Here is a 23,693-nt window from a genome sequence, read left to right as displayed (position 1 = left end):
CATGCTCAAGCTCTATTTTGCCCCCGGCACCTGCGCGCTCGCCACCCACATCGCGCTGGCGGAAGCCGGCGCCGACTACACCGCCGAGCGGATCGACTTCAAGACCAACCAGCAGCAAAGTCCGGAATATTTGGCGATCAATCCGAAAGGCCGCGTGCCGGCGCTGGTCACCGATCGCGGCGTCCTGACCGAGAACGTGGCGATGCTGGCCTACATCGCGCAGAGTTTTCCAAAGGCGAAGTTGGCGCCGCTCGATGATCCCTTTGCGTTCGCGCAGGTGCAGGCCATCAACAGCTATTTGTCTTCGACGGTACACGTGGCGCATTCCCATAAGGGCCGCGGCTACCGTTGGGCCACGGAAGAATCCTCTTTTGCCGACATGAAGAAGACGCTTCCGAAAAGCATGGGCGCGGTCTTTGCGCTGCTCGAGCAGAAGATGCTCAAGGGCCCATGGATGATGGGCGAGAACTACACGATCTGCGACCCCTATCTGTTCACGCTGACGGGATGGCTGGAAGGCGACGGCGTCGACATCGCGACACTGCCGAAGGTCGCCGACCATTTCAAGCGCATGAAGGACCGGCCCGCCGTACAGAAGGCGCTGGCGGAAGAGAAGGTGTGAGCATCTGTCAAACCTCATCCCCGCGTGAGCGTAAGCTCATCGCTGGAGGAGCGACCTCTTGGCCGCGTCTCGAAGGATGCAGGCCCGTCTGTGGCCTCATGGTTCGAGACGCGCGAAGACGTGCTCCTCACCATGAGGGTTTAAGGGTTGCTACGCGACCTTCTTCTTCTCCCGCTCCATCTCGCGGCCGATGCCGAGCATGGTGTTGCGCAGCCAGATCGAGCCGGGATCCATCTGGGCGCGGGTCGGGTAGAACATGAACTGCTCGTCGATCCCGGGATCGAACGGCGGGGTGATGGTCGCGAGCGACAATTGCTTCGATAATGCGCCGATCAGGCGGCGCGGCACGAAGGCGACCAGATCCGTGCGCGCGGTGACGTGCAGCGCCTCGATATAGCCGGGCACGACCAGCGCGATCTTGCGTTCGATGCCTTTGGGCCGCAGCCACATATCAATCAGATCCTCGCTCTGGCCGCGAATCACGACGGCGACATGCCGCGCGTCGAGAAATCCGTCGCGCTTTTTCAGTTTGGCGGCGGCGGGATGGCCGCGGCGCACCGCCAGCGCATCACTGTCGGTGTAAAGGCGCTGGCGGTGAAAGCCGCGAAAGGCGTCGCCGATTGAGATCACGAGATCGAGCGTGCGGGCGAATTCGGCGGTGAAGATCGCAGGCCCCCGCCACGGCACAACGTCGATCCGGGCGTTCGGCGCCAGTTTGGTGATCTTCTCCATCAGGGGCGGCATCAGGAGTTCGACCGCGAGATCCGGCATCATCAGCCGAAAATGCCGTTCGCTGCGCGCGGCGTCGAAATCGTCTGATATGAACAGGGAGCGCACCTGGTCGAGCGCCTGCGCCAGCGGGCCGCGCAACGCCAGCGCGCGCGGCGTCAGCTCCATGCGGGCGCCGTTGCGCACCAGCAGAGGATCGCCGATCAGGTCGCGCAGCCGCTGCAGCGCGTGGCTGGTGGCCGGCTGCGACAGCCCGATCCGCATCGCGGCCCGGCTGACATTGCCTTCAAGCAGCAGCGCGTCGAGCGCGACCAGCAGATTGAGGTCAAGCGATTTCAAATTCATTGGGTGAATATATACCATATCTCCTATCGATTGGAAGAATGCGCTAGGGCGAGCGATGATCTGAATCATCAGATCACAGGAGAAAGCCCCCATGAGCGCCGCAGCCAACAAGAAACTGATGGAGACGATCTTTGCCGGCGTTGCCGCCGGCGATCGGACTTCGTTCACCGATGCCCTGGCCGCTGACGTCACCATGACTGTCACGGGTCAGTACTCGTGGTCGCAGACCTTTCACGGCAAGGAATCCGTGCTCCGTGACCTGCACGGCTATGTCTCTTCCCTGTTGAAGCATCGCCGCACCGTTCCGTTCCGGATCATCGCCGACGATGAATGGGTCGCGGTGGAAGCGCGGGGCGACATGGTGACCCACGCCGGCGAGCGCTACGACAACCATTATTGCCTGATCTACCGGATCGAGAACGGCAAGATTCGCGAAATCCGTGAGTACAACGACTCGGCCTTGTGCGAGCGCGTGCTCGGGCCGTTCCCGCAGGAGCGCAAGCTTGCGGGTTGACGCGTTGAGCAGCGTTTGCGCCGGCGACCGGCATCATCGACGCCAGCAGGTGCGAACACGCCCCCGTTCGACGCGCGCGGTCATCGCGGCTATCATCGCTCTCGTCCGGGTGTGGCGGGAACGCCGCCGTTCCCGGCGTCAACTCTCTGTCATGAGCGCGCGCGAACTAGAGGATATCGGACTGTGCCGGCCCGAGCTGGGCTGCGAAGTCGGCAAGCCGTTCTGGCGGAAATAATAAAGGGAGATCGATATGAGCAAGGAAATCTTCAGTCCGGCGACGCTGCCGCCGCCGACCGGCTATTCGCACGTCGCCAAGGTCAACAAGGGCACGCTGGTCTATGTGGCGGGTCAGGTTTCGGCCGACGCATCCGGCAAGATGGTCGGCGAAGGCAATTTCGAGGCGCAGGTCGAGCAGGTGTTCAAGAACCTCAAGCTCGCGCTGGACGCGGCCGGCGCCACCATGGCCGACATCGTCAAGCTGAACACCTATCTCGTCGCCGAGGTCAGCCAGGACGACCTGCCGAAAATGCGGGCGATACGCGACCGCTACCTGAACAAGGAAAAGCCGCCGGCGAGCACGCTCGTGGTCGTCAGCCGGCTGGCGCGGCCGGGCTGGCTGATCGAAATCGAGGTGGTGGCGGCGATCGACTAATGCGTGAAACGAAAACGGCGCCCGCGAAGGGCGCCGTTTTGCTTTGGCCAGTTTTTTGCGGATCAGGCCGCCTTGGTAGAGAGGTGCTTGAACATGTTGCCGCGCGCCTCGTCGTCCATCTCGGCCTTGAAGGTGAACTTGTCTTTCAGCGCGATCGCCTTGGCCGCCGCGGGACGCGCCGATATCTCATCGACCAGTCGCTTGACGTTGGCGTATTTCGCGGCGGCTTCGTCGCTCATCACGAAGGCGGCCATCCGCGCCCAGCCCCACAGCGCCATGTCGGCAACGGTGTAGGTGTCGCCGACCATATACTTCTTGCCGGCGAGGTGATCGTTCAGCACGGCGTAGTGGCGCTGCGCCTCGAACTGGTAGCGGTTATGGGCATAGTCGTGGTTCTGGTCCTTCGGCGCAAAGTGCTTGAAGTGCACCGCCTGGCCCGAATAGGGCCCGATGCCGGTCGCGACGAACATCAGCCATGAGAGCAGCTGCGCGCGGTTCTGCGGCGTGTTCGATGGCAGGAAATTGCCGGTTTTCTCGGCGAGGTAGAGCAGGATGGCGTTGCTGTCGAAGACGAGCACGCCGTCGTCGTCGATCGCCGGCACCTTGGCGTTGGGATTGATCTTCAAAAATTCCGGCTTGAACTGATCGCCCTTGCGGGTGTCGACCGCGACAGGTTCAAAGGCGATGCCGGCTTCCTCGAGGAAGAGCGCGATCTTGGTCGGGTTGGGCGAGCCGTTGAAATAGAATTTGAGCATTTTTGGAAAAATCCCTTTGCTTCTTGCCTGCCAGCGCTGCGAGCCGGGCGCGGGTGACCCTACCGCAGCGCGGCATGTCCATGCTCAAATTTTTCGAAGCAGCGCAACCGACGAGTCTGTGAGGCAGGGCGCGGCGCGGCAAAGATGCCCACCGCGGCGCTCAGCTCAGCTAAGCCGATCAGCCGAGGTAGAAAAAACCCACCAGCCCGACAACGATCAATCCCGCGCCCGCCAGGTCGATGATGGTGGCGAAGCGAATGGCCGAGTGCAGGTTCGACGCCTGAATCATCCGCTCCGACCGGCGCGCATAGCCGTGGACGATGATCTGCTGGTTGAAATCGCTGTTCGCTTCCAGCCGCTCGGTCAGGCCGACGCAGATCAGGAGCACGCCGAGGATGACGAAGCCGGCAAAGCCCAGCAAGGTGAACAGCAGGATCGGGGGCACGCCGATCAGGAAGATCGGCAGCAGTGGCAACACCAGTAATGAATCGGATTGGGAGCGCATCGGACGGCTCGCTGTGGCCGCAAATAACGGCCTGTATGGGTTAAGCAAGCAATGAATATAGCTACGAATCACGGCAAAACAGGGGGCGGCAGACAGCGTAAATCGCAGGGCTGGTATCTCGCGGGTTGCGACGCCATGGCCAGGTTGAAGGCAGGATCAAAAAATCCGCAACGGCGGGTTAACCCGCCGCCATTCCGGAGCGGATCTCGGCGCGCAGCTCGTCGATCAGCCGCAAGCCCTTCTTGGTCTCGACGTGCCAGAAGGTCCAGCCGTTGCAGGCGCCGGAGCCCTGGGCCACCGCGCCGATGCGGTGGATCGAGCCGACCTTGTCGCCGAGCATGATGGCGCCGTCGGCGCGGACCAAAGCGCCGTGGCGCTTCTTGGAATCGACCAGTTTGGTGCCGGGCGAGATCATGCCGCGCTCGATCAGTTCGGAGAACGCCACGCGGGGTGCGTCGCGGGCGGTCATGAAGGGCGCCAGCGTCGCCTCGGGCAGCGGTTCGATCGCAGCTATGCGGGCTTCGGCCGCAGCCGCATAGGTCTTGTCGCGCTCGAAGCCGATGTAGCGGCGGCCGAGACGTTTTGCCACGGCGCCTGTCGTGCCGGTGCCGTTGAAGGGATCGATCACGAGATCGCCGGGCTTTGACGACGACAGCAGCACGCGCGCCAGGAGGCCCTCGGGCTTCTGGGTCGGATGCACTTTCTTGCCGTCGTCGCCCTTCAGACGCTCGTCGCCGGTGCAAAGCGGAATCAGCCAGTCGGAACGCGCCTGCACGTCCTCGTTGGCGGCCTTCAGGGCTTCATAGTTGAAGGTGTAGCCTTTTGCTTTCTCGTCGCGCGCCGCCCAGATCATGGTCTCGTGCGCATTGGTGAAGCGGCGGCCGCGGAAATTCGGCATAGGATTGGTCTTGCGCCAGACGATATCGTTGAGGACCCAGAAGCCGAGGTCCTGCATGATCGAGCCGACGCGGAAAATGTTGTGGTAGGAGCCGATCACCCACAGCGTCGCCGACGGCTTCATGACGCGGCGGCAGGCGAGCAGCCAGGCGCGGGTGAAATCGTCATAGGCGGCAAAGGATGAAAACTTGTCCCAGTCGTTGTTGACGGCATCGACATGCGATTCGTCGGGACGCTTGAGATCGCCCTTGAGCTGCAGATTGTACGGCGGATCTGCGAACACCAGATCGACGGAGCCTGCCGGAAGCTTCGACATCTCGGCGACGCAATCGCCTACGACGATACGAACACTCTCTTCGGACTCGAATTTAGTGCGGGGCGCCCTTGCAGACGCCCCGCGACGCGACACTACCATGACTCAATTACTCTGACTCAGGCGACGCTGTCGGCGACGCGGGACTAAACAACCGACTGGCGTTACATTGACCGGGCAAAGTAAAAATCGACTTAATCAGTATTGCTGCTCGGACAGATTTGCCGGGGCTGATTAGCGTTTAAGCGCACCAAAGCGATTTGCAGCGAGGCCTGTCCCGCACTTGATGCGGGATGGATGCCGGTTCGCGTCAGGAAAACGCGTCAAATCAAGAATCTGGCGCCCCGTTCCGATTCAATCGGAATGGAAACGGCGCTAGGCAATAATTGCCGGGCGGGTTATTGATTAATGGAATGGAAATTTTACGTCTGTGCCGCGTTGGGTATCCAAGGGCAATCCGCCGGGATGAGGAATTTGCGCCATGCGTTACGATGACTTCCGCCGCAGCGACTCTATCGACGACCGTCGCGACGACAGCGGTGGCGGTGGTGGCGGCGGCTTCGGCATTCCGATGGGCGGCGGTGGCGGGCTCGGCATCGGCACCATTATCGTGCTCGGCCTGGTCGGCTATGCCTTCGGTATCGACCCGCGCATCCTGATCGGCGGCGCGGAAATTCTCACCGGCGGCAGCCAGCAGGCGCCGACCTACCAGACCGACCGCCGGTCGGGCCCGGCCACCACAGGCGCCCCCAAGGACGAGATGGGCAGCATGATCGCCGGCGTGCTCGGCGAGATCGACGATCGCTGGAACGAGATCTTCCAGGCCAGCGGGCAAACCTACAAGGGGCCGCGCATCGTGCTGTTCCGCAACGCCACCAATGGCGGGCGCTGCGGCATGGCGCAGTCGGCGATGGGGCCGTTCTACTGCCCGCCTGACAGGCAGATCTTCCTCGACACCCAATTCTTCCGCGACGTCGAGACGAAGTTTCGCGGCTGTTCGGGCAGCTCCTGCAAATTCACCACCGCCTATATCATCGCGCATGAGGCCGGCCATCACATCCAGAACCTGCTCGGCATTCTGCCGCGCGTGCAGCGCATGCAGGAGCAGGCCGGCAGCAAGGCGGAAGCCAACGCGCTCCAGGTCAAGGTCGAGTTGCAGGCGGATTGCCTGTCCGGCGTCTGGGTCAACCGCGAGGAAAAGAAACGTCCGGGCTTCGTCGAACCCGGCGACATCGAAGCCGCGCTGACCACGGCCACCGCGATCGGCGATGACACGCTGCAGCGCAAGGCGACGGGCAGGGTGGTGCCTGATTCATTCACCCACGGCTCCGCGGCGCAGCGCAAGCAATGGTTCATGACCGGCTACAAGCAGGGCACCGTGCAGTCCTGCAATACGTTTGCCGCAGGGGCGTTGTAGCGCGAGTTATGCTGTAGAACGCGTCATCCCCGGAGGAACGCACCTGCGTTCGCTCGGGAGGTGCTCGCCTCTTCGGCGAGCCTCGAAGGATAAAGCGCTCGTAGCCATCCTTCGAGGCGCGCAAGAGCGCGCACCTCAGGATGACGTCGGAGTGAGAGGCAAAGGGTAGTTCAAATGTCCTCCATCGACGAAACCAAGCAATTCGTACCGCTCAATATCGCCGTGCTGACGATCTCGGACACGCGCGCGCTTGCCGATGACAAGTCCGGTGCGACGCTGGCGGAGCGGCTGGTCGCCGCCGGCCATCACCTCGCGGCGCGCGAAATCATCGTCGACGACGTCGATGCGATCCGCGTCATCATCCGCCGATGGATCGCCGATCCCGGTGTCGATGCCATCATCACGACAGGCGGCACCGGCTTCACCGGCCGCGACGTCACGCCGGAGGCGGTCGAGCCGCTGTTCGAAAAGCGGATGGACGGTTTCTCCACCGCGTTCCACATGCTGAGCTACGCCAAGATCGGCGCCTCGACGGTGCAGAGCCGCGCCACCGCCGGGGTTGCCGGCGCGACCTTCATCTTCTGCCTGCCGGGCTCGCCCGGCGCCTGCCGTGACGGCTGGGACGGCATCCTCGCCGCCCAGCTCGATTACCGCACCCGCCCGTGCAATTTCGTCGAGATCATGCCGCGGCTCGACGAGCATCTGCGCCGCCCGAAAGCCAAGGGCGCGTCGGTTTAGCCGTATCCGTAGGATGGGTGTCGCGTAGGATGGGTTGAGCTCTTCGCGAAACCCATCATCTTTTCTTTGCGTGATTGATGGGTTTCGCGAAGAGCTCAACCCATCCTACGAGTCCGGGGCTGGTGGCCGTCAGCGCGGCCGCGTCATCTTGATCAAAAGACGCCAAACTCCACGCCACATGTCACGGTAAGCTTCCGCACGTAGCTCGTGCGCCCTTCCCTTATAAAAAGCGAGCAGGTCCGACGTGACGCGCCGCGGCGTGTCGCGACGCCCCGGCTTCACAGCTCGCGTTCCCAGGTCTCGCCAACAAGGCTCTGGCCAAAACTTCGATGTGGCTCGGTCGCGACCAGCTCAAAGCCGGCGTCCTGATAGATCTTGCGCGCGGCGACCAGGATGCTCTGGGTCCACAGCGTCATCCTGCGATAGCCGGTCGCCCGCGCGAAGGCGACGCATTCGGCGACCAGCCGCTGGCCCAATCGCTGGCCGCGTCCGGCCGGATCGACCAGCAGCAGGCGCAGCTTGGCGATGTCGTCGCTGTGCTTGACCACAAACACCGAGCCGACCTGGACGCCATCAAGCTCGGCAATCCAGCAACGCTCGCGCGAGGCGTCGAACGAGGTCAGGAATTTCGCCGCGATCTCCGCCACCAGCGCTTCGAACGAGGAGTCAAAGCCATATTCGCTGGCGTAGAACGCGCCGTGGCTCTGCACCACCCAGCCCATGTCGCCGGGGCGGTGGGTGCGCAGGATCGCCGGCGCCGCCGCCGCCCCTGATACGCCGAGCAGCCGCTCGATCGCGGCCATCGCGCCGACGAGCCTCGCGCTGCCGCCGCGCGGCAACGCGGCCAGCATTGCGCCGATGTCGTCCTGCATGCTGCGTTCGAGTTTGGCGAAGGTCTGGCGTCCCTTGGCCGTCAGGGCGAGCTGGAATTGCCGCCGGTCCGCCGGCAGCGGCTTGCGGGTGATCAAGCCATTCTCGTCGAAGTTCTGCACGATCCGGCTGAGATAGCCGGCGTCGAGCCCGAGTTCGGCGCCGATCTGCTTGGCCGAAAGGTCTTCGCGATAGGCAAGTTCGTACAGCACCCGTGCCTCGCTGAGCGAGAACGGGCTCTTCATCAGTTGCTGGTCGAGCACGCCGAGCTTGCGGGTGTAGAAGCGGTTGAAGGCGCGGACCGCCGCGACTGCTTCATCGGAATTATTCTCGGACATGGCGCACCTCAATAGTTGCCATTGTCATATAATTATTTGACTATAGCAAGTAAATTCTGATGCGAACCGGACCCCGTTTACTTTGCATGGGGTTGCTTTCGCGATTTTGTGTCTGACCTTGGGAGAGGCGCCTAGGCGACAACCATGATCCGGCTGCGCAGCAAGGTGCGGGAGCGCCGGCCGAGCTGGCGCAGCAGCCGGGCTTCGGAACGGCGGACATCTGGCCGGTAGCCGCCGAGCCGGTCGTAATGGTCGTGCGCGATGAGCAGGCCCTGTTCTGCCGAGGGCCCCGTGATCATGCGGGCGATGAATTTGAGGCCATCGCGGAAGCCGGCATCGGCATAAGGCGAGCGGGCATAGCGGAAGATTCCGGCGCGAGGCCGGCCGCTGCTCGATACGCTCTGGATGAATTGCGCGGTCTCTTCGATCCAGCCCGAGTCGAGCACGGCGCCGGCATGCAGGAACATCAGCCAGGGTGAGCGCGCCTGGCGGGCACCGGCGGCGAGCGCCGCAGCGCGCGTCCCCTCGAAGGCCATGAAGCGGCAGCCGGCGACGTCGGCCACCCGCTCGATCACGCTGCTTGCGGAACGGTCGACCAGCACCACTTCGCGGATCAAGCCGGCAGCGGCGCCCGGCACCAGCGCCGCCAGGGTGGCGACGGCGGGCTGTTCGACGCCTTCAGTAGGGATGATCACGCTCAACATAATGAGGCTTCGTTGGGGCTCAGACGGTGAAAAACGCCGTTTGTTATCACCTTGTCACATTCAAAACAGCCTTTGCCTTGCGGATTTTTGAGGCAGCTCTCGTGTGCATTTGTCAATCGATGTTCTTGCTTTGTTCTAAAGACGTGTTACGTTCCAGGCATGAGCCGAGCATCCTCTCATGCCCTCAAGCACCCGCCGGTCACGGCGCCCTCCGAACCGGCGGGTGCTACTCCTTTTCCTGAGCTTGATGTCGCGATCGAACGCGAGCGGCGGCGCGGCCGCGGCGCCCAGTCCAACGACAGCGGCCGCTTCGAGGCCGAGGCGCGCGTCGCCTTCGATGACGGCTGGCAGAGCCTCGAAGACCTGCCGCCGTTCAAGACCACGGTCGGGCTCGACACTTCGCGCAAGGTCATCACCCGCAACGACTCGCCCGATATCGGCTTCGACCGTTCGATCAACCCCTATCGCGGCTGCGAGCATGGCTGCGTCTACTGCTTCGCGCGGCCGACCCACGCCTATCTCGGGCTGTCACCCGGGCTTGATTTTGAAACCCAGCTGCTTGCCAAACCCGATGCGCCGGAGTTGCTGGAAAAGGAACTGGCGGCGGCGGGCTACGAACCGCGGATGATCGCGATCGGCACCAATACGGATCCCTATCAACCGATCGAGCGCAAATACAAGATCATGCGCGGCATTCTCGAAGTGCTGGAGCGTGCCGGCCATCCGGTCGGCATCGTCACCAAATCGGCGCTGGTAACGCGCGACATCGACATCCTCCAGCGGATGGCAAAACGCAATCTGGTCAAGGTCGCACTGTCAGTGACGACGCTCGACCCGAAACTCGCGCGCACCATGGAGCCGCGGGCATCGACTCCGCCGAAGCGGCTGGAGGCGATAAAGCAACTGGCGGAAGCCGGCATTCCGGCAACCGTGATGGTCGCGCCTGTGATCCCCGCGCTGAATGATTCCGAGATCGAGCGCATCCTCGATGCCGCGGCGCATGCCGGCGCGAAAGAGGCAAGTTATGTGCTGCTAAGGCTGCCGCCGGAAGTGCGCGATCTGTTCCGCGAATGGCTGATGGCCAATTATCCCGACCGTTATCGCCACGTCTTCACGCTGATCCGCGACATGCGCGGCGGCCGCGACTACGACTCGCAATGGGGAACCCGGATGAAGGGAACCGGGCCGATGGCCTGGATGATCGGACGCCGCTTCGAAATCGCCTGCGAGAAACTTGGACTGAACAAGCGGCGCCTGAAACTGACCACCGATCATTTCGTTAAGCCGAAGCGGAGCGGGCAGCAGTTGAGTTTGTTCTGAGTGTTCGTCATTGCGAGTGAAGCGAAGCAATCCATGTCCGGACAAAGAAGAAGGGATTGCTTCGTCGCTTGCGCTCCTCGCTATGACGAAAGGAGAACTGCATGAAAAAGAATCCACCAATCCCACGACTGACCGTCATCACGCTCGGCGTAACCAACATGCGCGCCAGCATCGCCTTTTATGAAGCGCTGGGTTTTGCGCGAAGAGTTCGCTCGACCGGCGAGGCGGTTGCCTTCTTCGACACCGGCGGCCCGGTGATCGCGCTGTTTCCGTGGGATCAACTGGCACAGGACGCGACGCTGCCGGACCATCCGCGGCCCAGCACCTTCCGCGGGGTGACGCTGGCTTGGAATTGCGCCTCACGCGAGGAAGTCGATACCGTGCTGGAGTTTGCCACCGCCAAGGGCGCCTCGCTGCTGAAGGCGGCGCATGAGACGGCGTACGGCGGCTACTCCGGATATTTCGCCGACCCCGACAATCATCCCTGGGAAGTCGTGGTCGCCCCCGGCATCGAGGTCGGCGAAGACCGGCGGTTGCATTTGGCGGATTAGGGGAAGCCTGTCGTGACTGAATAGCGGGAATTGGGGTTAGTTCCAGGTTGCGCGCTGGCGCGTGCTTGCCCACCATCCCGGCATGATTCGGGATAAGTCGTCCAAGAAACCAGCGACCAAATCGGTCGCCAAACAGGCAAAACTGCCGAACGGCGTGATCGCGGTGGCGCCGCCGAGCTTTCGCCGCGAGCGCGCGCTGATCAAGCGCGGCGTCTGGCCGATCGCCGGTTGCGACGAGGCCGGGCGTGGTCCGCTGGCAGGCCCGGTGGTGGCCGCTGCCGTGATTCTCGATCCCAAACGAATTCCCAAAGGCATCGACGATTCGAAGCGGCTGACTGCGGAGCGCCGTGAGGAACTGTTCGAAGAGATTTGCGCGACCTCGTCGTTTGCGGTCGCCTTTGCCTCGCCGGCGCGTATAGACCGCGACAATATCCTGCGCGCCTCGCTGTGGGCGCTGACGCGCGCGGTGCGGGGCTTGCCGGAAATCCCCAAATATGTGTTCGTCGACGGCCGCGACCGGATCGAGGCGCCATGCGACTGCGACGCCGTGATCGGCGGTGATGGCATCGTGATGTCGATCGCGGCCGCTTCGATCATCGCCAAGGTGACGCGCGACCGCCTGATGTGCGCGCTGGCGCTGGATTGCCCGGGCTACGGCTTCGAGACCCACAAGGGCTACGCCGTGCCGGAACATCGCGAGGCGCTCGACCGGTTAGGTCCCAGCGTCCACCACCGCCGCTTCTTCGCGCCCGTCATCGCCGCGCGCGAAAAACATCAGCCCGGCACGGTCGAGCCCGATCTGTTCACGGTCGAAACGCAAATCGATGCGGATGTCTCGGCGGCTCTCTAACGCACCTTGCCGCGTTTCCTGACGCGAGCCGGTATCCACCTCGCTTGAAAACGCGCTAGTTGCCTCGGCGGCTGGCGCGCTCTATCAAATGGTCTCGAATAGGCCGGACCCATGGGATCGGCTGGGGCATTTCGGACGTTTCATGCGTTTCACCTCCCTGGTTGTCGAACTGATCCGCGCCCGGCCGCGGCTGGTGGTCTGGCTCGTGGTGCTGCTGCAGGCGGCAATGTGGCTGATCCTGCCGATGCTGCTCTATCGCAGCCCACCCGGCGATATCGCCACCGTTCTGGCGTTCGGCAGGGAATATCAGGTCGGGACCTGGTTCGGCCCGCCGCTGGCGTTCTGGCTTGCCGACATCGCCTTCCGCGCGGCCGGCAATCATGTGTTCGGGGTCTATCTGCTGGCGCAGATCTGCGCGGTCGTCACCTTCTGGGGCTTCTATCAGCTCGCGCGCGCCATCGTCGGTGGTCAGCAGGCGGTGCTCGCGGTGCTCTTGAGCATGACGGTGGTGGCCTTCAGCTCGCCCGGCGTCGAATTCGGCCCGCTGGTGCTGGCGCGCCCGCTGTGGGCGCTGCTGTTGCTGCATTCCTGGCGACTGATCGGCCAGAACCGGCGCAGCGCCTGGTTCGCATGGTCGATCGAGGCAGGCTTGTTGCTGCTGACGACATCGGCCGCGCTCGGGCTGTTGCTGCTGATCGCAGGATTTGCCGTCGCCACCGCGCGCGGGCGGCGCACCTTGATGTCGCTCGATCCGCTCTATGCACTTCTGGTGATCGTCGTACTGGTGCTGCCCTATCTGATCTGGGTCGTTCGCGCCGACGTGCTGGCGATGCCGCCCTTGCCTGCCATCGATGATCTCTCGGGCCGGGCGATGCACTGGGGCGGGCTGCTCGGCGGCCTGTTGCTGGCAACGACCGGCATCGTGCTGATGGTGATCCTCAACTCCGGCGCGTTTGTCCGCAAGGCCGAGGAAGCGCCGATCATCTATCGGCGGCAGATCGATCCGCTGGCGCGCCAATTCGTCTACACGTTCGCGATCGCCCCGGCGCTGTTTGGCAGCCTGATTGCCGGCGTGTTCAACCTCGAGCGCGTCACCGGCGGCGCCGGCGTTGCCCTGTTGATGTCGGGGCTGGCCGTGATCGTCGCGACCGGCGATCTGGTGTATCTGCGGCGCCAGCGGCTGCTCCGCACGGTCTGGGCCGCGGCGGTCGCGGCACCGGCTTTCGTGGCCATCGCGGCCACGCTGTTTCTGCCCTGGACCAGCGGCGCCGAAGTGTCGACCTCGCTGCCGGCGCGGACGATCGCGCATTTCTTCGGCGACAGTTTTGAGCGGCGCACCAACCAGCGGCTGCGCGCGGTGGCCGGCGATCCGCAGCTCGCGAGCTTCGTCGCAATGGATAAGGGCCGGCCGCATCTGTTGCTCGACGCCACGCCGGAACGCACACCGTGGCTTTCGCTCGCGAAGTTCAATGAAACCGGCGGCGTCGTGCTCTGGCGCGCATCGGACACGTCAGGCGCGCCGCCTCCCGAGATCGCGCGGCGGTTTCCGGGCCTCGTGCCGGAAGTGCCGCGCGCGTTCGAATGGATGGTGAATGGCAGGCAGCCGCTGCTGCGCGTCGGCTGGGCGATCGTGCGGCCGAAGGCGCCTTGAACCCGATCCTCATGGTGAGGAGCGCGTCTTCGCGCGTCTCGAACCATGAGGCAACACCCGGGCCTCATCCCTCGAGACGCCCGCAAGTGCGGGCTCCTCAGGATGAGGGAGTTCCTGCCTTCTCCAATTCCTTCGCGATCGCGCGCAGATCCTGCCACGACATCCGCTTGTACGATGGCGAGCGCAGCAGATAGGCCGGGTGGAACGTCGCGATGGCGCGGATGGAGCGGGTGCCGGTGTCGTAATCGAACCATTTGCCGCGGGTCTTCATGATGCCCTCGCGGGTCGACAGCAACGTCTGCGTCGAGGGGTTGCCGAGCGTCACCAGCACGTCCGGATTGACCAGCTCGATCTGCCGCTGAATGAACGGCAGGCAGATTTGCGTTTCCTGCGGCGTCGGCGTGCGGTTGCCGGGCGGCCGCCATGGGATCACGTTGGCGATATAAGCTTTGCTGCGGTCGAGCCCGATCGCCGCGATCATGCGGTCGAGCAATTTGCCGGAACGGCCGACGAACGGCAGCCCCTCGATGTCCTCGTCGCGTCCGGGGGCTTCGCCGACGAACATGATTCGCGCCTGCGGATTGCCGTCGCAGAACACCAGCCGTGTTGCGGTGTGCTTGAGCGCGCAGCCGTCGAAATTCTCCAGCAGCGCGCGCAGCGCCTCCAATGACGGCGCGGTTCGGGCCATTTCCCGCGCCGAGGCGATGGCGGCTTCCGGCGCCGGCGCTATTTCGCTGCGCGAAACTGCCGGCGGCGCCGCGGGCATTTCCCGCACCAGTCTTTGTGGCGCGGCTTCGCGTGGCGCGGCGATGGTAGCGCTGTCGGGCTCGGCAAGCCGGTCGATCGGCTCATCGGCCAACGCGCAATCGACCCCGGCCTCCAGATAAAAGGCCAGCAATTGCTGAACGGTAGGGGAGGGTTCGGGCGCGATGGACATCGTTCCAATCTAGGATGTATTCGGTGGCAGCGAAATGCCTGAGATTTCATTTCGATGGTTGTTCTCGGCGCAAAAATCGGAAACAAACGAACCTTAGAGCCGTTCTCAATTGGGCTGAGACCAGAACATGAGCACCGAAGAATTACCGCCGCGTGAGTCCATGGAATTTGACGTCGTGATCGTCGGCGCCGGGCCGTCCGGCCTGGCGGCTGCGATCCGTCTCAAGCAACTCAATGCCGATCTCAATATCGTCGTGGTGGAGAAGGGCTCCGAAGTCGGTGCACATATTCTGTCGGGTGCCGTGATCGATCCGGTCTCGCTCGACAAACTAATTCCGGACTGGCGCGAGGACGCCGATTGCCCGCTGAAGACGCAGGTCAAGGACGACCGCTTCTACTGGATGACGGGCGGCGGATCGATCCGGCTGCCGGGTTTCGCGATGCCGAAGCTGATGGACAATCATCATTGCTATATCGGCTCGCTCGGCGATGTGTGCCGTTGGCTGGCGCCGAAGGCCGAAGCGCTCGGCGTCGAGATCTATCCGGGCTTTGCCGCGACCGAAGTGCTCTACGACGACAAGGGCGCGGTGCGCGGGATTGCGACCGGCGACATGGGCATCGCCAGAGACGGCAGCCACAAGGATTCGTTCACCCGCGGCATGGAACTGCTCGGCAAATACACGCTGTTCGCCGAAGGCGCGCGCGGCAGCCTCTCCAAGCAATTGATCGCGAAGTTCTCGCTCGACGCGAGCAGCGAGCCGCCGAAATTCGGCATCGGGCTGAAGGAAGTCTGGGAGATCGATCCGGCCAAGCATCAGAAGGGCCTGATCCAGCATTCGTTCGGCTGGCCGCTCAACAATTCGACCGGCGGCGGGTCATTCCTCTATCACTACGACGACAACAAGGTCGCGGTCGGATTCGTTGTGCATCTCAATTACGACGACCCCTATCTGTCGCCGTTCGACGAGTTCCAGCGTTTCAAGACTCATCCTTCGATCCGCACCGTGTTCGAAGGCGGCAAGCGGCTGGCTTATGGTGCGCGCGCGATCACCGAGGGCGGATACCAGTCGGTGCCGCGGCTGAGCTTTCCGGGCGGCGCGCTGATCGGTTGCGCCGCGGGCTTTGTCAACGTGCCGCGCATCAAGGGCGTGCACAACGCGATGGGCAGCGGCATGCTCGCCGCCGAACACCTCGTGGCCGCGCTCGCCGCCGGCCGCGCCAATGATGAATTGGCCGAATACGAGAATGCGTGGCGCGGTTCGCAGGTCGGCAAGGACCTCTACCCGATCCGCAACGTCAAACCGCTGTGGTCGAAGTTCGGCACCCTGATCGGCGTACCGCTCGGCGGCCTCGATATGTGGACCAACACGCTGTTCGGCTTCTCGCTGTTCGGAACCCTGTCGCACGCCAAACCGGACCGCAAGACGCTGGATCCAGCCAAGGCTCACACGCCGATCGCGCCGGTGAAGCCGGACGGCAAGCTGACCTTCGACAAGCTGTCGTCGGTATTCCTGTCCAACACCAACCATGAGGAGGACCAGCCGGTCCACCTCAAGGTCGCCGACATGACCCTGCAGAAGACCTCCGAGCACGACGTCTTTGCCGGTCCGTCCAACCGCTATTGCCCGGCAGGCGTCTACGAATGGGTCGAGGAGGCCTCCGGTCCGCGCTTCCAGATCAACGCCCAGAACTGCGTCCACTGCAAAACCTGCGACGTCAAAGACCCGAACGGCAATATCACCTGGGTTCCGCCGGAAGGCGGCGGCGGGCCCAATTACCAGGCGATGTGACCACGATTACGTGAGATATTGGCGGAGGGCGCGCAGGTGTCCGGGTAACCCCGGCGCCGGCCACGATACCGCCACAGTACAAGCGTCTTCCGGGGCTGCTGGCCAAAAGGGGTGGAACGACGGCGGACGGGGACCCTGCTGCGATCGATTCGCCACCTCGTATCCTTGCGGTTGAACGCCAAAAGCGGCATTGTTGCTGGGCCTTGATGCCGCCGCGTATGTCCGCATTCGAGAGCGATCGAAAAGATTCCGCCATAAATCCTGGAGCTAGGCGAACCGTGATGCTTTCCACTCGTTTCAATCGCTGGACCATCGCCGCTGTCACCGTCGCCGCGCTTGCCGCGCCCGGCTCGCTGCTGGCGCAGACGCCCGAGCATACCGGCGACAATTCGGCGCAGTTTCCGAGCAAGAGCGATCTGAAATCGCTGACCACGTCCGGCAGCTATCTGGCCGCGCGTCATGCCAGCGTCGAACGCGACGCCAGCTCGGCCGCGGCGTTCTATCGTTCGGCGCTGCGCACCGATCCCAAGAACAACGAACTGCTCGACCGCGCCTTCATCTCCTCGCTCGCGGATGGCGACATCGACGAGGCCGTCAAGCTCGCCGACCGCATCCTGACGCAGGACAAATCCAATCGCGTGGCCCGGCTGGTCGTCGGCGTCCGCGACCTGAAGCAGAAGAAATACGCGACCGCCCAGATCAACATCAATCAGTCGATCCGCGGACCGATCACCGATCTGGTCGCGACGCTGTTGTCGGGCTGGGCCAGCTTCGGCGCGGGTGATTCCAAAGCGGCGGTCGCCAATATCGACAAGCTGACGGGACCGGAGTGGTATCCGATCTTCAAGGATCTGCACACCGGCATGATCCTGGAACTCGCCAACAAGGAAAAGGACGCCGGCGCCCGCTTCGAGCGCGCCTACAAGCTCGACGATTCCATGCTGCGCGTGTCCGACGCCTATGGGCGCTGGCTGTCGCGCAACAAGGACTCGGCGGCGGCAATCGGCATCTACGAGGCGTTCGACAAGAAGCTGCCACGGCATCCCCTGGTACAGGAGGCGCTGCGCGAGACGCGGGCCGGCAAGAAGATGCCGCCGCTGATCGAATCGGCGCAGGCAGGTGCAGCCGAGGCGCTGTACGGCATCGGGGCCACGCTGACCCGCCGCGGCGGCGAGGATCTGGCGCTGGTCTATCTGCAGCTCTCGCTATATCTGCAGCCCAACCATCCGCTGGCGCTGCTCTCGCTGGCCGATCTCTATGAGTCGGTGAAGAAGCCGCCGATGGCGATCAAGATCTATGAGCGCATGCCGGCGAGTTCGCCGCTGAAGCGCAACGCGCAGATTCAGCTCGCCACCAATCTCGACGCCGCCGATCGCAGCGAGCAGGCGATCAAGATCCTCAAGGACGTCACCGCCGAAGACCCCAAGGACATCGAAGCCATCATGGCGCTCGGCAATATCGAGCGCGGCCGCAAGAAGTTCGCCGATTGCGCGACGACCTATTCCAGGGCGATCGACGTGATGCCCGGCGTGACCGACAAGAACACCTGGGTCACCTATTACTATCGCGGCATTTGCCAGGAGCGCTCCAAGCAGTGGAGCAAGGCCGAGGCCGACATGCGCAAGGCGCTCGAGTTGCAGCCCGAACAGCCGCATGTGCTGAACTATCTCGGCTATTCCTGGATCGATCAGGGCATCAATCTCGACGAAGGCATGAAGATGATCAGGCGCGCCGTCGATCAGCGTCCCGACGACGGCTATATCGTGGACTCGCTGGGCTGGGCGTTCTACCGCATCGGCAATTTCGAGGACGCGGTGAAGAACCTCGAGCGCGCGATCGATCTGAAGCCCGAGGATCCGACCATCAACGACCACCTCGGTGACGCCTATTGGCGCGTCGGCCGCACGCTGGAAGCCAAGTTCCAGTGGGCCCACGCCCGCGACCTGAAGCCCGAGGCGGAAGAACTGCCGAAGATCGAGGCCAAGATCGCCAACGGCCTGCCCGAGGACACGTCGTCTGCGGCTTCCGCCGACAAGAAAAAAGAAGACGGCAGGGGTGGTTAGAGGGCGGCTAGATCGAAGGCTTGGGGGGCTTGTTCGGCTATGCTGGCGTTGATTGATGAGGGGCGTGCCAAGGTCAACCTGACCTTGAGGGTGGTTGGCCGCCGCACCGACGGTTTTCATGACCTGGAAAGCGTGGTGGCGTTTGCCGACTGCGCCGATCGGCTGACGCTGACGCCGGGTTCCGAGCTGACATTGCAAATGTCCGGACCGCTGGCGCAGGCCTGCGGCGAGACGTCGGACAATCTGGTGCTGAAGGCGACGCGCCTGCTGGCAGAGCGGGTGCCGGGCCTGAAGTCCGGCAGTTTTACGCTCGACAAGGTGCTGCCGGTCGCGGCAGGCATCGGCGGTGGTTCGGCGGATGCGGCGGCCGCGCTTCGGCTGCTGGCAAAATTGAACGGGCTATCGCTCGATGACGAGCGGCTGCGCGAGGTAGCGCTTGCGACCGGCGCCGACGTGCCGGTCTGCTTGGCGTCGCGCGCCTGCGACATGACCGGGGTCGGCGATACCCTGACGCCGCTCAGCCTACCGATCATGCCGTGCGTGATGATCAACCCCTGCGTTCCCGTTCCGACCAAGGACGTATTCAAGGCACTCGGCCTGCGTAGCGGCGAATTGCTGGTCGGCGTCACCGACGTTTTCCGGGGCATCGACTGGCCGGAAGCCGGCGCCTCGGTCGAAGACTGGGTCGAAGTCCTGGCGGCCAGTACCAACGACCTGGAAGCGCCGGCGATGCGCATTCAGCCGGTCATCGGTGAGGTGATCGCCGCGCTCAACGCCACCAATGGCGCCTGGCTGGCACGGATGTCGGGCTCGGGCGCGACCTGTTTTGCGATCTATGAAAACACCGCCGACGCCGGCCGCGCCGCGGAGAAGATCCGGCGCGAGCACCCCGGCTGGTGGGTGCACGCGGGAACGTTGAGCTAGCTCGCCACGGGCCGCCGCACCAGCGCCAGTGAAACACCTAGCCCGGCGATGAACAGCCCCGAGCCCTGCCGCAGGCGTTGAGCGAGAAATGGTCTGCTCACCAGGCCCGCTCGCGCGGTCGCGGCCATCATCACCACGACGACATCGGCGAGTGTATTGAGCAAGACCGAGATCAGGCCGAGCGCCACGAATTGCAGCGCAGGATGACTGCCGGCGGGATCGATGAATTGCGGAATGAACGCCAGAAAGAACGCCGCGGTTTTTGGGTTCAGGGCTTCGACCAGCACGCCCTCGCGAAACGCCTGTCGCGCGCCGGCCGGGCTGATCGCCTCCACCATCGCCTGTCGGCCCTCGCGAAACGTCCGGACGCCAAGCCAGACCAGATAGAGCGCGCCGGCAAGTTTGAGCACCGTGAAAAGTTCGGCGCTGGCCAGGATGATCGCGGACACCCCCAGCGCGCCTGCGATCACATGCACGAGCCCGCCAAGCGCGGTCCCGAATGTCGAGGCAATACCTGTCTTGCGGCCGCCCGACAGCGTCCTCGCGGCGACGTAGAAGATCCCGGGACCAGGCACGAAGGCGATGATCAGCGCGGCGACCAGGAAGAGCGAAAAATTCGTGCCGCTCATTTAGTGCGATCCTACCTGTAGGATGGGTAGAGCGAAGCGAAACCCATCGCCTCTCCGCAAAATCGCAAGTGATGGGTTTCGCTGCGCTCTACCCATCCTACGAAGCCTGCGAAGCCATCAATGCGACCTGGCCAGGCAGAACGCCACCACCTGCTCGAGCGCGGTTTTCATCGGGGAAGCCGGAAACAGCGCCAACGCATCGACGGCCATCGCGCCGTAATGATGGGCGCGGCTGATCGTATCCTCCAGCGCGCGATGCTTGGTCATCAACCCGATGGCGTGATCGAGATCGTTGCTACCGATCTCGCCGCGCTCCAGCGCCTTGACCCAGAACGCGCGCTCAGAGGCGTTGCCGCGGCGGAACGCCAGCACCACCGGCAGCGTGATCTTGCCCTCGCGGAAATCGTCGCCGACGTTCTTGCCGAGTTTTGCCGATTTGCCGCCGTAGTCCAGCACGTCGTCCACCAGCTGGAACGCGATGCCGAGATTCATGCCGACCGAGCGGCACGCGGTCTGCTCGGCCTTCGGCCGGTTGGCGATCACGGGGCCGACCTCGCAGGCGGCTGCGAACAATTCCGCGGTCTTGCCGCGGATCACAGCGAGATATTCGTCCTCGGTGGTCGCGGTGTTCTTTGCTGCGGCGAGCTGCATCACCTCGCCCTCGGCGATGGTGGCGGCCGCCGAAGACAGGATGTCGAGCGCCCGCAACGAGCCGACCTCGACCATCATGCGGAAGGCCTGGCCGAGCAGGAAGTCGCCGACCAGCACGCTCGCCTCATTGCCCCACAGCATCCGCGCGGACAATTTGCCGCGCCGTAATTCGCTCTCGTCGACCACGTCGTCATGGAGCAGGGTTGCGGTGTGCATGAACTCGACCGAGGCGGCGAGCTTGATATGGCCGTCGCCGGAATAGCCGGTGAGGCCGGCCATCGCCAGCGTCAGCATCGGGCGCAGCCGTTTTCCCCCGGAGGAGATAAGGTGGTTGGCGACCTCGGGAATCATGGTCACTTCGGAACCGGTCCGCGACAGGATCGTGGCGTTGACCCGCTCCATGTCGGCGGCGACAAGCCCGACCAGCCCATCGATCGAAGCGTTTGGGCTTTCGAAGGGTACAATAACCGCCACGCGGGTCTCCAAATCTGGCCAATCTGCACTATCCTTATCTACAATAGAAAGTGCAGGCTGAAGCGGCAAGGGCACGTAGTGGTTGACAGGTACCGGCCGGGCTCGGACCGGGCCAGCCTAAGGAGGGCGCAAATTGCGGGAATTGGTTCGGACCAACGATATTGTGCTGGTTTCCGCGGTCGGCGCGCTGCTCGACGGCGCCAATATCCATCATCTGGTGCTGGACCAGAACATGAGCATCATCGAGGGATCGCTCGGCGTGCTGCCACGTCGCATCCTGGTCCATGAAGACGACAACCGCGAGGCGCGCCAGCTTCTGACCGATGCCGGGCTTGCCCACGAATTGCGGGCGGATGAGTAAGGCATAGCGTTTTCGAGCGAAGTGGGAACCGGTTCGCGTGAAGAAAACGCGTCAAAACAATAATCTGGATGTCACCGAGGACGCGTTTCTCGGCGGCGCCTTGCGCTTGCGGCAACTGAGATCGGGGCACCGCGCCGGGCACGATGCCATGCTGTTGGCTGCGGCGACGGCGGCACGTTCAGGCAATCGTGTGGCCGATCTTGGCGCCGGTGTTGGTGCGGCAGGGCTGGCGGTGGCCAGGCGCGTCGGGGAAATCGATCTCGCGCTGGTCGAGATCGACGCCGATCTCGCAAGCCTGGCGCGCGCCAATGCCGAGGCGAACGCGCTTGCCGCCGAGGTCATCGTGCTCGACGTCGAAGCGGCCGCCGACGCCTACGCCGCGGTCAATTTGCATCCTGATAGCGTCGATGTCGTGTTGATGAATCCGCCGTTCAACGATTCCGTGCGGCATCGGGTCTCGCCGGACCGCGCGCGCGGGATCGCGCATGTCGCGACATCCACCACGCTTTCAAACTGGATTCATGCAGCCCGCCGCATCCTCAAATCCAGGGGCATGCTGACGCTGATCTGGCGCGCCGACGGGATTGCCGAGGTGCTGGCGGCGCTCGATCACGGTTTTGGCAGTCTGGAAATTTTGCCCATTCACGGCGATGTGAAGGCGCCTGCGAATCGAATCCTGGTTCGCGCCATCAAGGGCGGTCGCGCGCCGACTCGAATTCATGCCGGACTGATGCTCAATGGTGAGCGAGGGGTGCCCAATAAAGAGGTGCAGGAGATTTTAGCGGGGAGGGGGATATTGCCGCTGGCAACCCCCTAGAGGTGGCCGAGAACTGATGTCCCGAACGCGAGGCGAAGCGGAAAAGCCTATTGCGGAAGGGTTTCCGACTGCCGTTTCGGAGTGTTGGTGAAGTGAACCGCGGTCAGGATGGTGCCGATCAACAATATCAGCAGGTAGATTTTCATGTCACTCTCCGCTGCGCCATTGCAGCCGTACCGGCCACGTTGCAAAAGGCCTTCCAGCCCTAATTCGTTCCAGCCCTTCTAATGACAGTGGCGTGATAAAAAATGGTTAATTCGAGGTATCCGCATGAGTGAACAAATAAGTGATCGCGTGGGATTGCCGGGCCTTATCGAGCGGCTGAAGGGATGGGTCCCGGCCAAATTCCGCCGCGGGGTCGCGGTGGTGCCGGTGGTGCGGTTGTCCGGCGTGATCGGCGCGGTGACGCCGCTGCGGCCGGGCATGTCGCTCGCCGGTGTCGCCAAGACGCTGGAGCGCGCTTTCGGTACCAAGAATGCCAAGGCGGTTGCGCTCGTGATCAATTCACCCGGCGGCTCGCCGGTGCAATCGCGCCAGATTTATTTGCGGATCAGGCAACTCGCCGCCGAAAAGAATTTGCCGGTGCTGGTGTTCGTCGAGGACGTCGCCGCATCCGGCGGCTACATGATCGCCTGTGCCGGCGACGAGATTTTCTGCGATCCGTCCTCGATCCTCGGTTCGATCGGCGTGGTCGGCGGCACGTTCGGCTTCCAGGAGCTGATCAAGAAAATCGGCGTCGAGCGACGGCTCTATACGGCGGGCGCCCACAAGGCGACGCTCGATCCGTTCCTCCCCGAAAACCCCGATGACGTGGCGCGCATCAAGGCGCTCCAGCGCGAGATCCACGCCATCTTCATTGCGTTGGTCAAACAGAGCCGCGGCAGCCGCCTCAAGGGCGCGGACGACACGCTGTTCACCGGCGAATATTGGGCCGGCGAAACCTCGGTGTCGCTGGGCCTTGCCGATGCGATCGGCGATTTGCGTTCGACGCTGCGCACCCGCTACGGCGACAAGGTGCTGACCCCCGTGGTCGCGCCCGCCAGCGGAATGCTGTCCGGCCTGCTAGGGCGGCGGTCGCCGGGGGCGGGCTCCATGGGCGCCCTCGACGGCATCGGGAGCCTGCCGGATGAGCTGATTTCCGCGCTCGAAACCAGGGCAATTTGGGCCAAATTCGGGTTTTAGAACCCGGGAGAGGCGCGCCATTTAGTCCTAAAGGCGGGAATTGCGGCGCAGCCCGGCTTGCGCGAGAATGCAGCCATTGGGGGCGTGACCGACGT

At 63.6% G+C, this 23,693-nt stretch carries 25 protein-coding genes; 16 read left to right on the top strand and 9 right to left on the bottom strand.

The window, feature by feature from the left end; genetic code table 11:
- The first annotated feature begins 1 nt into the window (after position 1).
- Positions 2 to 622, top strand: a complete 621-nt coding sequence (locus JQ558_RS19160; RefSeq protein WP_212211032.1) for a glutathione S-transferase family protein — start codon at positions 2 to 4, stop codon at positions 620 to 622.
- 150 nt (positions 623 to 772) lie between these two features.
- On the opposite strand, the gene JQ558_RS19155 is transcribed toward JQ558_RS19160, so the two are convergent.
- Positions 773 to 1,696, bottom strand: coding sequence for a LysR family transcriptional regulator (locus JQ558_RS19155; RefSeq protein ID WP_212211025.1), 924 nt, complete (start codon positions 1,694 to 1,696; stop codon positions 773 to 775).
- A 91-nt stretch (positions 1,697 to 1,787) separates the two neighbouring features.
- On the opposite strand from JQ558_RS19155, the gene JQ558_RS19150 reads away from it, so the two are divergent.
- Genes JQ558_RS19150 through JQ558_RS19140 form a run of 3 tightly spaced genes read left to right on the top strand, consistent with a single transcriptional unit; the run spans position 1,788 to position 2,862 of the window.
- On the top strand, positions 1,788 to 2,210 hold the full coding sequence (locus JQ558_RS19150; RefSeq protein ID WP_212211023.1) for a nuclear transport factor 2 family protein: 423 nt from the start codon (positions 1,788 to 1,790) through the stop codon (positions 2,208 to 2,210).
- Positions 2,137 to 2,445, top strand: coding sequence for a DUF1127 domain-containing protein (locus JQ558_RS19145; protein WP_312015007.1), 309 nt, complete (start codon positions 2,137 to 2,139; stop codon positions 2,443 to 2,445). Before JQ558_RS19150 ends, JQ558_RS19145 begins: the two co-directional genes overlap by 74 nt.
- A 15-nt stretch (positions 2,446 to 2,460) precedes the next feature.
- Positions 2,461 to 2,862: a RidA family protein gene (locus JQ558_RS19140; RefSeq protein WP_212211016.1), complete on the top strand. Its 402-nt coding sequence runs from the start codon at positions 2,461 to 2,463 to the stop codon at positions 2,860 to 2,862.
- A 62-nt stretch (positions 2,863 to 2,924) separates the two neighbouring features.
- Here JQ558_RS19140 and JQ558_RS19135 read toward each other — a convergent pair whose 3' ends face one another.
- From JQ558_RS19135 to JQ558_RS19125, 3 genes are all read right to left on the bottom strand, one after another.
- A complete protein-coding gene (locus JQ558_RS19135) occupies positions 2,925 to 3,617 on the bottom strand; it encodes a glutathione S-transferase family protein (RefSeq protein ID WP_212294559.1) in 693 nt (230 codons plus the stop codon).
- A 178-nt stretch (positions 3,618 to 3,795) separates the two neighbouring features.
- Positions 3,796 to 4,122, bottom strand: a complete 327-nt coding sequence (locus tag JQ558_RS19130; protein ID WP_212294558.1) for a hypothetical protein — start codon at positions 4,120 to 4,122, stop codon at positions 3,796 to 3,798.
- Between the two features lie 178 nt (positions 4,123 to 4,300).
- Positions 4,301 to 5,434, bottom strand: coding sequence for a site-specific DNA-methyltransferase (locus JQ558_RS19125; RefSeq protein ID WP_212294557.1), 1,134 nt, complete (start codon positions 5,432 to 5,434; stop codon positions 4,301 to 4,303).
- Positions 5,435 to 5,813: 379 nt separating this feature from the next.
- Here JQ558_RS19125 and JQ558_RS19120 point away from each other — a divergent pair, with 379 nt between their 5' ends.
- Complete coding sequence (locus tag JQ558_RS19120; RefSeq protein WP_212294556.1) at positions 5,814 to 6,749, top strand: neutral zinc metallopeptidase; 936 nt, start codon at positions 5,814 to 5,816, stop codon at positions 6,747 to 6,749.
- Between the two features lie 174 nt (positions 6,750 to 6,923).
- Positions 6,924 to 7,487: a molybdenum cofactor biosynthesis protein B gene (gene moaB, locus JQ558_RS19115; protein WP_212035440.1), complete on the top strand. Its 564-nt coding sequence runs from the start codon at positions 6,924 to 6,926 to the stop codon at positions 7,485 to 7,487.
- Between the two features lie 278 nt (positions 7,488 to 7,765).
- Here moaB and JQ558_RS19110 read toward each other — a convergent pair whose 3' ends face one another.
- The gene (locus tag JQ558_RS19110) at positions 7,766 to 8,695 is read right to left on the bottom strand and encodes a helix-turn-helix domain-containing GNAT family N-acetyltransferase (protein WP_212294555.1); all 930 of its coding nucleotides are present in this window, start codon (positions 8,693 to 8,695) and stop codon (positions 7,766 to 7,768) included.
- Between the two features lie 131 nt (positions 8,696 to 8,826).
- Positions 8,827 to 9,399, bottom strand: coding sequence for a glycosyltransferase (locus tag JQ558_RS19105; protein WP_212294554.1), 573 nt, complete (start codon positions 9,397 to 9,399; stop codon positions 8,827 to 8,829).
- Positions 9,400 to 9,558: 159 nt separating this feature from the next.
- On the opposite strand from JQ558_RS19105, the gene JQ558_RS19100 reads away from it, so the two are divergent.
- The 4 genes from JQ558_RS19100 to JQ558_RS19085 all read left to right on the top strand — a co-directional run bounded on the left by JQ558_RS19100 (position 9,559) and on the right by JQ558_RS19085 (position 13,771).
- Positions 9,559 to 10,719, top strand: coding sequence for a PA0069 family radical SAM protein (locus JQ558_RS19100; protein WP_212294553.1), 1,161 nt, complete (start codon positions 9,559 to 9,561; stop codon positions 10,717 to 10,719).
- Positions 10,720 to 10,820: 101 nt separating this feature from the next.
- On the top strand, positions 10,821 to 11,270 hold the full coding sequence (locus tag JQ558_RS19095; protein WP_212294552.1) for a VOC family protein: 450 nt from the start codon (positions 10,821 to 10,823) through the stop codon (positions 11,268 to 11,270).
- Between the two features lie 82 nt (positions 11,271 to 11,352).
- Positions 11,353 to 12,120, top strand: coding sequence for a ribonuclease HII (locus JQ558_RS19090; RefSeq protein WP_212274048.1), 768 nt, complete (start codon positions 11,353 to 11,355; stop codon positions 12,118 to 12,120).
- A gap of 142 nt (positions 12,121 to 12,262) precedes the next feature.
- Complete coding sequence (locus tag JQ558_RS19085) at positions 12,263 to 13,771, top strand: glycosyltransferase family 39 protein (RefSeq protein WP_212294551.1); 1,509 nt, start codon at positions 12,263 to 12,265, stop codon at positions 13,769 to 13,771.
- Between the two features lie 97 nt (positions 13,772 to 13,868).
- On the opposite strand, the gene JQ558_RS19080 is transcribed toward JQ558_RS19085, so the two are convergent.
- A complete protein-coding gene (locus JQ558_RS19080) occupies positions 13,869 to 14,702 on the bottom strand; it encodes a uracil-DNA glycosylase family protein (protein WP_212294612.1) in 834 nt (277 codons plus the stop codon).
- Between the two features lie 133 nt (positions 14,703 to 14,835).
- Here JQ558_RS19080 and JQ558_RS19075 point away from each other — a divergent pair, with 133 nt between their 5' ends.
- From JQ558_RS19075 to JQ558_RS19065, 3 genes are all read left to right on the top strand, one after another.
- Positions 14,836 to 16,497, top strand: coding sequence for an electron transfer flavoprotein-ubiquinone oxidoreductase (locus tag JQ558_RS19075; protein ID WP_212294550.1), 1,662 nt, complete (start codon positions 14,836 to 14,838; stop codon positions 16,495 to 16,497).
- A gap of 281 nt (positions 16,498 to 16,778) precedes the next feature.
- Positions 16,779 to 18,560, top strand: a complete 1,782-nt coding sequence (locus tag JQ558_RS19070) for a tetratricopeptide repeat protein (protein WP_212294549.1) — start codon at positions 16,779 to 16,781, stop codon at positions 18,558 to 18,560.
- Between the two features lie 39 nt (positions 18,561 to 18,599).
- Complete coding sequence (locus JQ558_RS19065) at positions 18,600 to 19,484, top strand: 4-(cytidine 5'-diphospho)-2-C-methyl-D-erythritol kinase (RefSeq protein ID WP_212294548.1); 885 nt, start codon at positions 18,600 to 18,602, stop codon at positions 19,482 to 19,484.
- On the opposite strand, the gene JQ558_RS19060 is transcribed toward JQ558_RS19065, so the two are convergent.
- Both JQ558_RS19060 and JQ558_RS19055 read right to left on the bottom strand, forming a co-directional pair.
- Positions 19,481 to 20,113 (bottom strand): LysE family translocator, encoded by a 633-nt coding sequence (locus tag JQ558_RS19060; protein ID WP_212294547.1) that lies wholly within the window; start codon positions 20,111 to 20,113, stop codon positions 19,481 to 19,483. The genes JQ558_RS19065 and JQ558_RS19060 overlap by 4 nt on opposite strands.
- Before the next feature lie 117 nt (positions 20,114 to 20,230).
- Positions 20,231 to 21,238: a polyprenyl synthetase family protein gene (locus JQ558_RS19055; protein ID WP_212294546.1), complete on the bottom strand. Its 1,008-nt coding sequence runs from the start codon at positions 21,236 to 21,238 to the stop codon at positions 20,231 to 20,233.
- A 133-nt stretch (positions 21,239 to 21,371) separates the two neighbouring features.
- Between JQ558_RS19055 and JQ558_RS19050 the strand changes: the two genes are divergently transcribed.
- The 3 genes from JQ558_RS19050 (at position 21,372) to JQ558_RS19040 (ending at position 23,598) form a co-directional block, all read left to right on the top strand.
- Complete coding sequence (locus JQ558_RS19050; protein WP_044540085.1) at positions 21,372 to 21,599, top strand: DUF2007 domain-containing protein; 228 nt, start codon at positions 21,372 to 21,374, stop codon at positions 21,597 to 21,599.
- A gap of 37 nt (positions 21,600 to 21,636) precedes the next feature.
- Complete coding sequence (locus JQ558_RS19045) at positions 21,637 to 22,416, top strand: methyltransferase (protein ID WP_312015006.1); 780 nt, start codon at positions 21,637 to 21,639, stop codon at positions 22,414 to 22,416.
- A 270-nt stretch (positions 22,417 to 22,686) separates the two neighbouring features.
- Entirely contained in the window at positions 22,687 to 23,598 is a 912-nt protein-coding gene (locus JQ558_RS19040) for a S49 family peptidase (RefSeq protein WP_212294545.1), read from the top strand.
- The last annotated feature ends 95 nt before the right edge of the window (positions 23,599 to 23,693 follow it).

It is taken from the genome of Bradyrhizobium sp. AUGA SZCCT0160 (genome assembly GCF_018130105.1).
GTDB lineage: Bacteria > Pseudomonadota > Alphaproteobacteria > Rhizobiales > Xanthobacteraceae > Bradyrhizobium.
This window is presented reverse-complemented; position numbering and strand designations above follow the sequence as displayed.

Excerpts from the sequence above, each read along its gene's own strand:
- JQ558_RS19160 (WP_212211032.1), top strand. The coding sequence starts at position 2 with ATGCTCAAGCTCTATTTTGCCCCCGGCACCTGCGCGCTCGCCACCCAC.
- JQ558_RS19155 (WP_212211025.1), bottom strand. The coding sequence starts at position 1,696 with ATGAATTTGAAATCGCTTGACCTCAATCTGCTGGTCGCGCTCGACGCG.
- JQ558_RS19150 (WP_212211023.1), top strand. The coding sequence starts at position 1,788 with ATGAGCGCCGCAGCCAACAAGAAACTGATGGAGACGATCTTTGCCGGC.
- JQ558_RS19140 (WP_212211016.1), top strand. The coding sequence starts at position 2,461 with ATGAGCAAGGAAATCTTCAGTCCGGCGACGCTGCCGCCGCCGACCGGC.
- JQ558_RS19135 (WP_212294559.1), bottom strand. The coding sequence starts at position 3,617 with ATGCTCAAATTCTATTTCAACGGCTCGCCCAACCCGACCAAGATCGCG.
- JQ558_RS19130 (WP_212294558.1), bottom strand. The coding sequence starts at position 4,122 with ATGCGCTCCCAATCCGATTCATTACTGGTGTTGCCACTGCTGCCGATC.
- JQ558_RS19125 (WP_212294557.1), bottom strand. The coding sequence starts at position 5,434 with ATGGTAGTGTCGCGTCGCGGGGCGTCTGCAAGGGCGCCCCGCACTAAA.
- JQ558_RS19120 (WP_212294556.1), top strand. The coding sequence starts at position 5,814 with ATGCGTTACGATGACTTCCGCCGCAGCGACTCTATCGACGACCGTCGC.
- moaB (WP_212035440.1), top strand. The coding sequence starts at position 6,924 with ATGTCCTCCATCGACGAAACCAAGCAATTCGTACCGCTCAATATCGCC.
- JQ558_RS19110 (WP_212294555.1), bottom strand. The coding sequence starts at position 8,695 with ATGTCCGAGAATAATTCCGATGAAGCAGTCGCGGCGGTCCGCGCCTTC.
- JQ558_RS19105 (WP_212294554.1), bottom strand. The coding sequence starts at position 9,399 with ATGTTGAGCGTGATCATCCCTACTGAAGGCGTCGAACAGCCCGCCGTC.
- JQ558_RS19100 (WP_212294553.1), top strand. The coding sequence starts at position 9,559 with ATGAGCCGAGCATCCTCTCATGCCCTCAAGCACCCGCCGGTCACGGCG.
- JQ558_RS19095 (WP_212294552.1), top strand. The coding sequence starts at position 10,821 with ATGAAAAAGAATCCACCAATCCCACGACTGACCGTCATCACGCTCGGC.
- JQ558_RS19090 (WP_212274048.1), top strand. The coding sequence starts at position 11,353 with ATGATTCGGGATAAGTCGTCCAAGAAACCAGCGACCAAATCGGTCGCC.
- JQ558_RS19085 (WP_212294551.1), top strand. The coding sequence starts at position 12,263 with ATGCGTTTCACCTCCCTGGTTGTCGAACTGATCCGCGCCCGGCCGCGG.
- JQ558_RS19075 (WP_212294550.1), top strand. The coding sequence starts at position 14,836 with ATGAGCACCGAAGAATTACCGCCGCGTGAGTCCATGGAATTTGACGTC.
- JQ558_RS19070 (WP_212294549.1), top strand. The coding sequence starts at position 16,779 with ATGCTTTCCACTCGTTTCAATCGCTGGACCATCGCCGCTGTCACCGTC.
- JQ558_RS19065 (WP_212294548.1), top strand. The coding sequence starts at position 18,600 with ATGCTGGCGTTGATTGATGAGGGGCGTGCCAAGGTCAACCTGACCTTG.
- JQ558_RS19060 (WP_212294547.1), bottom strand. The coding sequence starts at position 20,113 with ATGAGCGGCACGAATTTTTCGCTCTTCCTGGTCGCCGCGCTGATCATC.
- JQ558_RS19040 (WP_212294545.1), top strand. The coding sequence starts at position 22,687 with ATGAGTGAACAAATAAGTGATCGCGTGGGATTGCCGGGCCTTATCGAG.